Genomic DNA, 10,906 nt, shown 5'->3' with positions numbered 1-10,906 from the left:
GCCGGCCTGCTGCCCGTCAGCGCCGGCTACCTCAGCGACGCCGTCGGCCTCTCCACCGGCGCGACGACCTTCGCGCTGACCCTGCTGACACTGTCCGTGGCGGCCGCCGCCGCAATCCTGCGCAATCGCCCTGCCCTCACCCCCGCCTGACCCGCCGGCATGCCTTGGCGCAACACCGCTTCCGGTGTCGCACCACGACATGGTCGCCGTTCACGAGGACGTGGGGATAGCTTGGGCTAGTTCGCCGCCTTCACCGCCCATCTCGACGACATGGCCGACGAGTTCGCACGACTGGATCGAATCGACGATCCGGCCGTGCTGAACATGTACATCCAGGACCTGGTGCAACGGGACCTCGGCAAGCCCCTGCGAGACCTCCAGAAGGGCTTGACCGCACTGAAGCTGAAACCAGCACGGGCCGTGCTCGGGTTGAAGTCGCTGGAACTGCCGGCGGTCGCGGCGCTAGCCGCGCGCGAACTGGCCCTGCCGCCATGGGCTGGCGCGGGCGGTGCCATTGCCGTGCAGGCGATCTCGACCCTCCGCACGGCCCGAGCGGAGGCAAAACAACAGCGCAACACCGCCGCCGGCTATCTGATGGACATGAAGACCACCCTGACCTCGGCGGGTGTCCTCGACCGCTTGCGCGGCTCGTCAGCCGGGTCAAGGGTGGGGCCGGCAGCGCGGGTCGACGGCGGCGCGGACCGTGACCTAGGACAGGTCAGCGGGTAGCCGGTCTCGTGCGGGAGGTGAGGAAGGCCGGGACAATCCCGCCGCGCATTCTGTGGTGACAACAAGGATGGACAAACGGTGACAGATACCGTGGCCAGCACCGCGGCAACGGCCAGCCCGCCATGTAGATCAGTGATAGTTATCGTGGTCAGTCACATTGGCAGAACTCGACCAGGTCGTATTACCGCTGTATTCTCGATTGTGTGCCCTATGAATGGTTGCCGTGGCTGGCTGCACGCCTGACCCAGGCCGGTCTCACCCACGCCGAGGTCATCGAAGTGTTGGACAGCCCGAGGCGGTGGCCGCGCATGAGTACCAGCAAGGACGGATTACGTGTCTTGCAGGTGTGGGCACGCACCGAGGCCGGGAAGCCGATCATCGTCGCGTTGCGGGCGTTGGGCGGACTGGACTGGCAGATCATCGGCGCGAAACCGATGACGAACCCGCAGGACATTGCTGATTTCGAGGAATGGGAGAGCCAGCGATGACAGAACGCGACGAACATGACGAAGCCCGCGACCTCGCCGAGGCGCTGGCGCTGGCCGACGCATTCGAGGCCGGTGAGCTGGCCATCGACGACAGCGCACCCACCCCAGAACTGCCGCCGGTCACCGAACCCATGGACGAGCAGCTGGTGGTGACCACCGTCCGGCTCACTCTGCGCCAGCGCAAGGCCATCGAGGCGCTCTGCGAAGTGCGGGGTATAGACCGGTCGGCGCTGATTCGCGGCTGGATCAACGAGGGCCTGGCCGAGACCGACGACGACCGCAAGATCTCCCTGGCCGACCTCAAGCGCGCCATCGCCGGACTGCCGCCCGCCGCCTGACCCGCCCGTCCCCCAGCCCGGACAAGAGCTCACCGAGCGCGATTCAGCCCTTGCGGCCGCCCCAGAACGCATCCATGTGCACACAGGTGCGGTCGGTGTCGATGTAGTCCTCACCGGTACGTTCGGCGACCAGGCGCAGGCGTGCACCGTCGATCTCCGTGACATTGTCGTCAGCGACCACCTGCAGGGGTTCCCAGTATCCGGATTTGCATGAGTCGACTGTGCCAGCACCAGGTGTCGCCGGCGCCGGCACAGCACCGCCCCTTACTCCTGTTCGATGGCGAGATGTGGAGTGATTCGATCGAGCCACCGGGGCAGCCACCAGTTGGCTTTGCCGAGCAGTTGCATGATCGCGGGGACGAGGATCATGCGCACGAGGGTGGCGTCCACCAGAATCGCCACGGCGAGACCCAATCCGAAGACATTGAGGGTGCGTAGCGGATCGCCGATGACGAAGGACCCGAAGACGCAGACCATGATGGCCGCGGCCGCGGTGATGATCCGCCCGGTCGCGGCGATCCCGTGCGCCACCGCCGCGCCGTTGTCCCGCCGTCGACGCCACTCCTCCTGGATGCGCGAGAGCAGGAAAACCTCGTAGTCCATAGACAATCCGAAGGTGATGGTGAACATCATCAGCGGAATCCAGGGATCGATAGGCCCGGTCCGGGTGACACCGAAGATCGACGACAGCCACCCCCACTGATAGACCACGACAATGGCACCGTAAGCGGCGCCAATGGACAAGAGGTTCATTGCCGCCGCCTTGAGCGGGATTGCGACGGAACGGAATACGGCCATGAGCAGAACGAAGGACAGCAGAATCACCAATCCGATCACCCACGGCAGCCGCATCCCCAGGTGCGCCGACTCGTCGGTTCCTGCCGCGGTCTGCCCGCCGACCAGAATCCGCACGCCGGTGCCCGCGGTGGCCTGCGGGACAACCGTATTGCGTAGCCGATCGACCAGTGCCGCAGTGTCCGCCGACTGCGGGTCGCTGGTCGGGTAGACCGTCACCACCGCGGCGTCACCGGACGCGTTGTAGCTGGGAGCCGTTGCCCGGGCCACGCCGGGAAGTCCGGCGAGTCGCTGTTCGAATCCGGTGAGCACCGCGTGATCGTTTGCCGCGCCGGGCAATTCGGCGGCCAGCACAAGGGGACCGTTGAAGCCCGGCCCGAACGCGTCCGACAGCAGGTCATACGCCTGGCGGGTGGTGAGTTCGGCAGGGTCGTTCCCCGAATCGCTGAAGGCCAATCGCATGGCAAAGGTCGGCAGGGCGAGGATCAGCAGTGCGAGCAGTGCGGCCGACCCGCACAGCACCGCACGACGTTGCACCACCCGGCTCCATCGCCACCACAGACCGCGCTCGGCGGAGGCCGTGCCGGATCGGAGCAGGCCCGGCACATGCCACCGGTCGACGGCTCGACCCGCGAAGCCGAGCAGGGCCGGGAGCAGAGTCACGGTGGCCACCAGCACGGTCAGCACGGCCAGGATCGTTCCGACGGCCAGACCGTCGAGAAACGGCTGACCGACCAGGAACAGGCCGCACAGCGAGATGAGTACCGTTGTGCCGGCGAATAAGACGGCGCGCCCGGCGGTCGACATGGAGCGGACGACGGCCTCGCGCGGGTCGAGACCATCGGTAAGCGCCTGCCGGTATCTGGTCACGATGAACAGGGCGTAGTCAATTCCGACGCCCAGGCCGATCATGGCCATCAGGGCCGGCCCGAAGCTGGGCTCCACCAGCAGGTGACTGATGAGGGCCACCATGGCGTACCCGACGCCCACCCCGATGAGCGCGACGAAAATCGGCAGACCCATGGCCACCACGGACCCGAAGGCCACCAGCATGATGAGTACGGCTGCGCCGATGCCGATGGCCTCGCTCGGCCCTGGCTTCGGCTTCACCGCGACGCTGATCGGCGGACCGCCCAGGGCGACATCCAGACCCGGCCGGGCATACGAACGCGCCGTATCGATCACCCGCTGCACATCGGCCTTGGCGAGATCGGCGCTGACCGCGTCGAACTGGATAGTTGCGAATGCCGTGTGCCCCTCGTCCGCCCGCACCGGCGGCGACACCGAGATCACGGTGGGCAGCGGTCGAATCCCGTTGAGCGCCTCGGTGATCCGGTCCGTGACGGCGTCGTCGATGGGATCGGACGAGTGGAACACCACTCGCGCACTGTCACCGGACCGGGAGGGAAACTGCTCGTGCAGTATGTCCTGCACCTGCTGGGCCTGCCCGGTACCCCCGAAATTGTCCTTGAAGTGCGGGCCGAGGCCGCTCGCCGTTCCGGCTATCGCGAGCAGGCCGATGATCCAGGCCGCCAGCACTATTCGGCGATGGTCATAACACCAGGCTCCGATCCGGCCGGGCCGGTTCATGCGCTGCGGCGCCGACCCGGCTGTCTGCCGGAGGCCGGTTGCCAAGATAGAATTCATAGTGTCTGATTTAAACATGGAATTCATAGTGTGTGAATATTTGAAGGGAGACCTCAGTGGTGGGACGCGGACGCAGGCCCGGCGACCAGGGCACCCGCGAGGCGATCCTCGCCGCGGCCCGGGCCGTATTCCTCGAGCAGGGCTTCACCAAGGCCGCGATGACCGGTGTCGCCCGACGTGCCGATGTGGACACCGCGCTGCTGTACCACTACTTCGGCACCAAGCTCGAACTGTTCATCGCGAGCATGGCCGGCCTGTACACGCAGGAGCGGCAGGCAGCGGCCGCCGCCGAGGGACGGGTTCGCGGCGGAGTCGAGATCGTCTCGGACTTCCTGCACAAATGGGAGAGCGGTCCCGAGGAGCCCGGCCGCGCCTTCGTCGCGCTGGCACAGGCCGCCTCCAGCTCACCCGAGGCGGCAGCCCTGCTCAATCAGTTCGTCACCCAACGGATCTGGCGAGGCGGCAAGTCCGAACCCCTCGGCGACGCCGCCGAACGGCGAGCCGCCATGGTCGGCGTTCAGCTGGTCGGCATCGCGTGGGCCCGCTACGTCATGAAACTCGGGCCGGTCGCCACCGACTCCATCGACGAAGTCGCAGCTTGGTTCGGCCCCACCATTGACAGCTTCACAACCGCTATCCACGACGCGAATTGACCGGAGACCCGCATGACTACACTCTCGCCCAAACAGCTCTTCCGCAATCGAGTCGTCGCCTTCTCCCACCGCATCGGGCTCCCGTTCGGCCCTATGCACCTGCTGACGGTCCCCGGCCGCAAGACCGGCCGGCCGCAGACTACTCCCATCGCGCCCGTGCTCATCGATGGCACCCAGTACCTCGTGCGGGCATACCCGAACGCCGACTGGGTCAGGAACGCCCGGGCCGCGGGCCACGGCACGCTCACCCGAGGCCGGCACGTGCGGAGCGTGGATCTGATCGAGATTCCCGAGTCCGAGCGCGGCCCGATCCTGCGCGAATTCCCGACCCAGAACCCCAGGGGCGTAGCGGCATTCGTCCGCAACGGCCTGGTCGACTCCGAGACTCCCGACAGCTTCGCGGCCGCCGCCCCGCGCTGCCCGCTGTTCCGGGTGGAGCCACGGTCGTGATCCTCGTTGTCAACTCGCAGGCTCGCGGGAGCACTCCTGCCGTAGGCAGTCAGGAACGGTCAGGGCCGATGCCTGCACCGGCCTGCCCTGCGCAATAGAGAGGTATTAGCCGCTGATTGGCGCATTCAGTGAGCATGTGGGGTTGGTAAGAGCCGAAACTGGCGCGATCGAGTGCTGGTGACCGAAACACGTTGCTTTGAAAGTTGATTCGCCGGACGTCTCCACCCGCATGCCCAGCACCCGCTCGTACCAGGCCGCGGTCGCGGCGACGTCGCGGCAGTTGAGGACAATGCGGTCGAAGCGGTCCACGGTGAATCCCACGGTACGGACCAGCGTATGTGGCACGTCGCCAACTCTTTTCGGCTGAACAGCCCCGAGGGCCGGCCGAAGATCCTTGACGGTGCCGACGAGCGTATCGAGGACTTTGCACAGGATGACGGGTTGGTGATCGACACCCGAGACCTGTTCGACCTGCGGCCGGTATAGACGCCGCGACCATTGACCCGCAGTCAGCGCTTCTTCAGCTCCTCAGCGAGCATCACGATGATGCCGCTGGGGCCGCGGACATATGTGAGTTTGTAGACGTCATCGTAAGTGGCCACGCCGCGCAGCGGGTGGCAGCCGTGCCTGGCGGCGATCTCGAGGGCCTCGTCGATGTCGTCGACCGAGAAGGCGACGCGGTGCATGCCGATTTCGTTGGGCCGGGTGGGCTTCGTCTCGATCGCGTCGGGGTGGATGTACTCGAAGAGCTCGAGGCGACCGTTGCCGTCTGGCGTCTGGAGCATGGCGATTTTGGCGTGGTTGCCGTCGAGGCCGACAGCAGTGTCTGTCCACTCACCACTGACCGTGTCACGGCCGAGGACGGTCAAACCAAGGTCGGTGAAGAAGGCGATCGTCGCTTCGAGGTCGCGGACGGCAATGCCGACGTTCTCGAGTTTGATGGGCACGCGTTGCATGCTATCGAGTCAGGGCGATTCGTTCAGGTCCGTAGGCTGCCGGTTCTCGATCAGCCGTGTCTGAGCGCATTTCGCAGGATCGGGTCGTGTCAGTCAGACGCAGGACACCGCAGCACAAGGCCCACAGGTTCCTTCAGCGGCGGTCCGGGGCAGTGACGGCAGTGTGGCGGTGTCGTCGAAGGTCAGGGCGTCGACGAACGCGTCGGCTTCCTGGCCGGTGCGCGGGGTAGCCGTCATCGTCGGGGGGTGCGGTCGTTCATGGGCCGGTCTTCCAGATGGTCACAGGTCCAGTGACGCACGTAATGCCTCTTCGACTCGTTCGATCGTTTCGGGCTCGACGCTGGCGATGCGTTCGCCGACCCACTGCCGGTAGAGCCGGTGGGTGGCGGCGGTGTTGACCCATCCGCGTCCGGGGATCTCGACGGTGAGCAGGTCGCCGTCGCCCTCGTCGAGCAGATCCAGGCCCATGAACCAGGGCCGTTCGCTGTCGAGGACGGCTTGGTTCGAAGCCAGGAGAACGATTTTGCTCAGTGCCGCGCCGGGTTGTCCGTACAGGTGGATGTCGCCGCGCCTCACGCAGCTCCCTTGTGGCGACGCTGGGCCTCGGCGGCTTCGGCGGCGGCCTGTTCGGCTTCGCAGGCGGTTGCGGCCGCCTCGTCGGCGCCGGGGGTCATGGTGGGGCGGAAGTCGCGGATCGCCTTGTCCCGGACGGCTTTCGAGATCCACGCCGACGGCGACATACCAGCGGCGGCAGCTTCTCGTTCCGCGGTTTCCCAAGCGCTGGTCTCGAGAGACAACGAGACCTTCGTGGTTCGTCGAGTCATACCGGCAATCCTACTCGCGACCCGACCGCGTGGAGGCGGTTGTCCGACACAAGCGGCTGCGCCACGCCGCGGCCATGATCGTCGCGGTGATCCGGTTCCTGGCCACCGATACCAGCCTGACTGTTCGTGCTCTACGCCCAGGACAAGGACCACTGGGGCATGTCCCCGGCAGAGGTGATTGAGCGACTCATCCCCGAGCAGCCATCCGCGCGCCCGATGGTCATGCACTGAGCTGATTGTAATACCAAGGTATTATGGTGACTGTTGTGGAGTACGCGTGGTGACCGACAGCCAAGCAGTTCCTCCAGCGGTTCCAGGTCGAAACCTGGGAGGTGATGGAAGTCCTGTACTCGGCACGCCGGTGGCCACGGCCGGCCCGGACCGACCAAGGTCTACCGGTGCTGACCGTGTGGGGCCGCAGCGACGACGACCGCGCGTTGATCGTCATGTTGCGGCACCTGCCCTCGCCCTCCACACGCTGGGAAATCCTGATGGCAGTGCACACCAGCTCACCGAGTACAACGCATGGGAGGCCAACCAATGAGCGACCCGACCAACCAGGGCTACCCGCGCAACGACGAGGACGCCACAGCATTCCTCAACGGCCTGACCTTCGACGACACCGCCCCTGTCCCGGAGCTGCCGCCGACCGCCGACGAGATCGAAACCGGCATGGTCACCACCTCCGTGAAGCTGCCCGCCGAACTGCGGCAACGCGTCAAGGCGACCGCCGCCGAGCACTGCATCACCGCGAGCATGCTGATCCGCCAGTACATCGAGATGGGTCTGGCCGCTGAGGACCCCAATCGCATGATCCGGTTCGCCGATGTGGTCCGGGTCCTGTCCAGCCTGCCCGAAACCGCATAAGCACCTGCGGTAAGCGACGAACGCCTGGACCTCGCCCACGAAGACGAAGACTCCGCTTCGGAGTCGGCAAGACCAGCACCCCGCTCGGGCCTTGGGCCCGGTGGGGCGACTCGGCCAGCACCACCCCTGAATAATGCCAACAGCGGCGGCGGATCCGGCAAGAAATAGACACAGCTACAACCATTTTCGTGATGCCCTGGGGCTTACGCCTGGGGCATCAGTGCGTTAGCGCCGGATTCCGGCCGGTTGAGCCACTACCCCCGGATAGAACTAGTTGACCAAAATTGGAATCTGGTCATATAGTCAGCGCATGCGTGATGCACAACGCCTCCGAGCGGGTTCCGACGCGCGGCAGGCGCGCGCCGAGCGGATCCTCGATGTCACCGCCGAGCTGTTGCAGGTGCACGGCTACCGCCGGGTCACCGTCGACGATGTGGCCAAGCGCGCAGGGATCGGCAAGGGAACGATCTATCTGCACTGGAGAACCAGGGAAGCGTTGCTGTGGGCGGTTCTTCAGCGCGAGACCGGACGGCTGATGGATCGGCTGATCACCGAGCTGTCCGATGATGCCGAGCTGGCACTGCCGCACCGGCTGATGACCGCGATATTCCTCGAAGTATCGCACCGGCCGCTGGTCAAGGCGCTGCTGCTCTCCGATGTCGAGATACTGGGAACGCTCGCACAGGACGAGGCAGTTGCCGCGGCCCAGCAGGAATTGGCGGGCAATAAGAACTACTTCGAGATGGTTCGTGATCAGGGTCTGCTGCGCGCGGACCTGGGCGTCGATGAAGCGGGATGCATTCTCGACGGTGTCATCCGAGGCTTCTTCGCGGCGACGGAATCCCCCGAGCACACCGGACTGTCGCTCGACGAGCGGGCCGGCCTGTTGGCCTACGTGCTGCGTCGCACGTTGGAGAACGACACGCCGCCACCAGTTCGAGCGGTAGAGGCACTGAGCGTCCAGGTCATCGAGCTCTTCCGGGCCATCGCCGCGAGTCAGCGCACCGAGGTGCCTGGCGCCCATTGAGTTTGCCCCAACTGCTGGGGCGAAATACCCCCTGGGACCGGGAGTCCGGCAAGACAGACCCGACCCAGGGGGATGTGTGATTGGCTGAAAGGAGCCAACCGTGTCCAACCCTAGGTCCGCGCTGTCGGATCGGACAACTGTCGAACAACCGGCGAGGTCCGCGTCACCGGGGTCTCTGCGATCGGCGGCCCGCTGGTGGGGCCTGGCCGCGCTGACCCTGAGTTTCCTGGTCGTCGGCCTGGACAGCAATATCTTGATCACCGCGTTGCCGACACTGTCGACCAAGCTCGCGGCGTCCACCAGCCAGCTGCAATGGATCACAACGGCCTACAACCTGGTCTGGGCCGGACTGCTGCTGCCGATGGGCACGCTGGGCGACAAGTTCGGCCGCCGCAGGACGCTTCTGGCGGGCCTGGTCCTCTTCGGTGTCGCCTCGGCCGGGGCGAGCCTGGTCGACACCGCCGGCGGGTTGATCGCGATGCGTGCGCTGATGGGTGCCGGTGCGGCGGTGATCATGCCGATGGGCATGGCCACCCTGCCGGTGCTTTTCCCCGCCGACGCGGATCGACGGCGCGCGGTCACGGTCACCACCGTCGGTGCGGTGGTGGCGCTGCCCACCGGTCCGCTATTGGCGGGCTGGATGCTCGAGCACTTCTCCTGGGGCTGGATCTTCCTGATCAATGCGCCGGTCGTGGTGCTGACCCTCATCGGCGTCCGGTTGTTCGTGCCCGAGAGCCGGAATCCGGCCAATCCGCGCCTGGACTGGCCGGGGGCGGTGCTGTCGGGAACCGGAATTGTCGCGATGACCTACGCGATCATCCAAGAGCCGATCGATGGTTGGAACGGGCCGGTGCTCGGCTCGTTGCTCGGCGGAGTGGTCCTGGTGGTCGCATTCCTGTATCGGCAGCGTCGCACCGAGTCCCCCCTGATCGACTTGAAGCTCTTCAGTAATCGCCTATTCACCTGGGGCACCATCGCTTTCGCCGTCATCAGTTTCGCGATGGCTGGTGTGCTGTTCCTGCTCACGCCGTTCCTGCAGATCGTGCAGGGCAGCGATGCGCAAGGCACCGGGCTGCGATTGCTGCCGATGATCGGTGCGATGCTGGCCGGTGCGGGCCTCGGTGAGACGTTCGGCGCGAAAATCGGTGTGAAGTACGTGATTCCGGCCAGTATGACGATCGGCGCCTGCGGTCTGCTCGTGCTCGCTCAGGTGCACGTGGGCAGCGGATACGGCATCGTGGCCCTCGGATTGGCGCTCTTCGGCGTGGGTCTGGGGCTGGGTCTGCCGCTCGCGGCGGATACGGTGCTGAGCACCCTCTCCGAACATCAGGCCGGGATGGGGAATGCCTTGTCCCGCACCCTGCAGAGCATCGGGGTTGTGCTGGGCACCGCGGTGCTGGGCAGCGTCCTCAACGATGAGTACCGATCCAGGCTCGGCGACGTCCGCGTCGGGTTGCCCAACGACGCCGCAGCAGCAGTCGAGGACAACATTGCCGGAGCGCACGCGGTCGCCGACACCCTGCCCGCCAGGCTCGGCACGGCGCTCATGTACGCCGCCGACCACGCCTACACACACGGCATGACCCAGGCGGTCTTCACCTGCCTCGGCGTACTGATCGTCGGCGCGATCCTCACCCTGCTGTTTCTGCCCCGCCGGAGCGCAGCGCCGGCAGAAGCGGGTCTTCCGGGACACGATTGACCCGGCCGAACCGACCCCGGCATCGTCGGCCCACGACGGTTGCCGGGGCACTGGTCCGGGCAGTCCCGGCTGTGACCACCGTCGGTACAGGCCAGGCCCTTGGCTGCCCTTCCCACCGCACCGCCCCTTCCGTCCGCCATCCAGAAACGGTTCCGGCAGTGGCTTCTGACTCACGCCCTCGCCGAATCGGGTATCGCAGTCGGTGACATAGCCAGCTTCTGAAACCTGGGCAGAAGGCAGTGGTGCAATGGTTCCGCCCCGCCCACTCGCGTCCTGCGTGAGACGGTTCAGCCGGAATCACGATCGCGGAGCCGACGCAGGGAGTCGGCGAAGCGGGGGGTGCGGTCGCCGAGGGGGGCGAAGAAGTCGCGGTCGCAGGTTTCGACGGCGCCGATGGCCCGATTGACCAGGGCCGCACCGGATTCGGTGGGGA

At 66.2% G+C, this 10,906-nt stretch carries 16 protein-coding genes; 9 read left to right on the top strand and 7 right to left on the bottom strand.

Annotated features, from left to right (window positions below; translation table 11 throughout):
- Positions 1-270: 270 nt before the first annotated feature.
- From ABZ909_RS42900 to ABZ909_RS42890, 3 genes are all read left to right on the top strand, one after another.
- Complete coding sequence (locus ABZ909_RS42900; protein WP_357012090.1) at positions 271-729, top strand: hypothetical protein; 459 nt, start codon at positions 271-273, stop codon at positions 727-729.
- A 203-nt stretch (positions 730-932) separates the two neighbouring features.
- Positions 933-1,217: a hypothetical protein gene (locus ABZ909_RS42895; protein WP_357012087.1), complete on the top strand. Its 285-nt coding sequence runs from the start codon at positions 933-935 to the stop codon at positions 1,215-1,217.
- On the top strand, positions 1,214-1,555 hold the full coding sequence (locus ABZ909_RS42890; protein ID WP_357012085.1) for a hypothetical protein: 342 nt from the start codon (positions 1,214-1,216) through the stop codon (positions 1,553-1,555). Before ABZ909_RS42895 ends, ABZ909_RS42890 begins: the two co-directional genes overlap by 4 nt.
- A 43-nt stretch (positions 1,556-1,598) precedes the next feature.
- Here ABZ909_RS42890 and ABZ909_RS42885 read toward each other — a convergent pair whose 3' ends face one another.
- Entirely contained in the window at positions 1,599-1,736 is a 138-nt protein-coding gene (locus ABZ909_RS42885; RefSeq protein WP_357012083.1) for a hypothetical protein, read from the bottom strand.
- 83 nt (positions 1,737-1,819) lie between these two features.
- The gene (locus ABZ909_RS42880) at positions 1,820-3,985 is read right to left on the bottom strand and encodes an MMPL family transporter (protein ID WP_357012081.1); all 2,166 of its coding nucleotides are present in this window, start codon (positions 3,983-3,985) and stop codon (positions 1,820-1,822) included.
- Positions 3,986-4,053: 68 nt separating this feature from the next.
- Between ABZ909_RS42880 and ABZ909_RS42875 the strand changes: the two genes are divergently transcribed.
- Both ABZ909_RS42875 and ABZ909_RS42870 read left to right on the top strand, forming a co-directional pair.
- Positions 4,054-4,650 (top strand): TetR family transcriptional regulator, encoded by a 597-nt coding sequence (locus ABZ909_RS42875; protein WP_357012079.1) that lies wholly within the window; start codon positions 4,054-4,056, stop codon positions 4,648-4,650.
- 12 nt (positions 4,651-4,662) lie between these two features.
- The gene (locus ABZ909_RS42870) at positions 4,663-5,100 is read left to right on the top strand and encodes a nitroreductase family deazaflavin-dependent oxidoreductase (protein ID WP_357012076.1); all 438 of its coding nucleotides are present in this window, start codon (positions 4,663-4,665) and stop codon (positions 5,098-5,100) included.
- A gap of 105 nt (positions 5,101-5,205) precedes the next feature.
- Here the strand turns inward: ABZ909_RS42870 and ABZ909_RS42865 are convergent, their stop codons facing one another.
- Positions 5,206-5,409, bottom strand: coding sequence for a VOC family protein (locus tag ABZ909_RS42865; protein WP_357012073.1), 204 nt, complete (start codon positions 5,407-5,409; stop codon positions 5,206-5,208).
- Between the two features lie 27 nt (positions 5,410-5,436).
- Here ABZ909_RS42865 and ABZ909_RS42860 point away from each other — a divergent pair, with 27 nt between their 5' ends.
- Positions 5,437-5,586 (top strand): hypothetical protein, encoded by a 150-nt coding sequence (locus tag ABZ909_RS42860; protein ID WP_357012071.1) that lies wholly within the window; start codon positions 5,437-5,439, stop codon positions 5,584-5,586.
- A 23-nt stretch (positions 5,587-5,609) separates the two neighbouring features.
- Here the strand turns inward: ABZ909_RS42860 and ABZ909_RS42855 are convergent, their stop codons facing one another.
- From ABZ909_RS42855 to ABZ909_RS42840, 4 genes are all read right to left on the bottom strand, one after another.
- On the bottom strand, positions 5,610-6,047 hold the full coding sequence (locus tag ABZ909_RS42855) for a VOC family protein (RefSeq protein WP_357012069.1): 438 nt from the start codon (positions 6,045-6,047) through the stop codon (positions 5,610-5,612).
- Positions 6,048-6,149: 102 nt separating this feature from the next.
- Positions 6,150-6,293, bottom strand: a complete 144-nt coding sequence (locus tag ABZ909_RS42850) for a hypothetical protein (RefSeq protein ID WP_357012067.1) — start codon at positions 6,291-6,293, stop codon at positions 6,150-6,152.
- A 42-nt stretch (positions 6,294-6,335) separates the two neighbouring features.
- Positions 6,336-6,632 carry a hypothetical protein gene (locus ABZ909_RS42845; RefSeq protein WP_357012065.1) on the bottom strand — a complete coding sequence of 99 codons (297 nt, stop codon included), beginning with the start codon at positions 6,630-6,632 and terminating at the stop codon, positions 6,336-6,338.
- Positions 6,629-6,880 (bottom strand): hypothetical protein, encoded by a 252-nt coding sequence (locus tag ABZ909_RS42840; protein WP_357012063.1) that lies wholly within the window; start codon positions 6,878-6,880, stop codon positions 6,629-6,631. The genes ABZ909_RS42845 and ABZ909_RS42840 overlap by 4 nt, the downstream gene beginning before the upstream one ends.
- A 540-nt stretch (positions 6,881-7,420) precedes the next feature.
- On the opposite strand from ABZ909_RS42840, the gene ABZ909_RS42835 reads away from it, so the two are divergent.
- From ABZ909_RS42835 to ABZ909_RS42825, 3 genes are all read left to right on the top strand, one after another.
- Complete coding sequence (locus ABZ909_RS42835) at positions 7,421-7,747, top strand: CopG family transcriptional regulator (RefSeq protein ID WP_357012062.1); 327 nt, start codon at positions 7,421-7,423, stop codon at positions 7,745-7,747.
- Positions 7,748-8,057: 310 nt separating this feature from the next.
- The gene (locus ABZ909_RS42830) at positions 8,058-8,774 is read left to right on the top strand and encodes a TetR/AcrR family transcriptional regulator (RefSeq protein WP_357012060.1); all 717 of its coding nucleotides are present in this window, start codon (positions 8,058-8,060) and stop codon (positions 8,772-8,774) included.
- Positions 8,775-8,874: 100 nt separating this feature from the next.
- Positions 8,875-10,473: an MFS transporter gene (locus ABZ909_RS42825; protein ID WP_357012058.1), complete on the top strand. Its 1,599-nt coding sequence runs from the start codon at positions 8,875-8,877 to the stop codon at positions 10,471-10,473.
- Positions 10,474-10,906: the final 433 nt, after the last annotated feature.

Origin of the sequence: Nocardia sp. NPDC046763 (genome assembly GCF_040645495.1) — a bacterium.
Lineage (GTDB): Bacteria > Actinomycetota > Actinomycetes > Mycobacteriales > Mycobacteriaceae > Nocardia.
This window is presented reverse-complemented; position numbering and strand designations above follow the sequence as displayed.

Coding starts and splice junctions, on each gene's coding strand:
- ABZ909_RS42900 (WP_357012090.1), top strand. CDS start 271: ATGGCCGACGAGTTCGCACGACTGGATCGAATCGACGATCCGGCCGTG.
- ABZ909_RS42890 (WP_357012085.1), top strand. CDS start 1,214: ATGACAGAACGCGACGAACATGACGAAGCCCGCGACCTCGCCGAGGCG.
- ABZ909_RS42870 (WP_357012076.1), top strand. CDS start 4,663: ATGACTACACTCTCGCCCAAACAGCTCTTCCGCAATCGAGTCGTCGCC.
- ABZ909_RS42860 (WP_357012071.1), top strand. CDS start 5,437: ATGTGGCACGTCGCCAACTCTTTTCGGCTGAACAGCCCCGAGGGCCGG.
- ABZ909_RS42850 (WP_357012067.1), bottom strand. CDS start 6,293: ATGACGGCTACCCCGCGCACCGGCCAGGAAGCCGACGCGTTCGTCGAC.
- ABZ909_RS42840 (WP_357012063.1), bottom strand. CDS start 6,880: ATGACTCGACGAACCACGAAGGTCTCGTTGTCTCTCGAGACCAGCGCT.
- ABZ909_RS42835 (WP_357012062.1), top strand. CDS start 7,421: ATGAGCGACCCGACCAACCAGGGCTACCCGCGCAACGACGAGGACGCC.
- ABZ909_RS42830 (WP_357012060.1), top strand. CDS start 8,058: ATGCGTGATGCACAACGCCTCCGAGCGGGTTCCGACGCGCGGCAGGCG.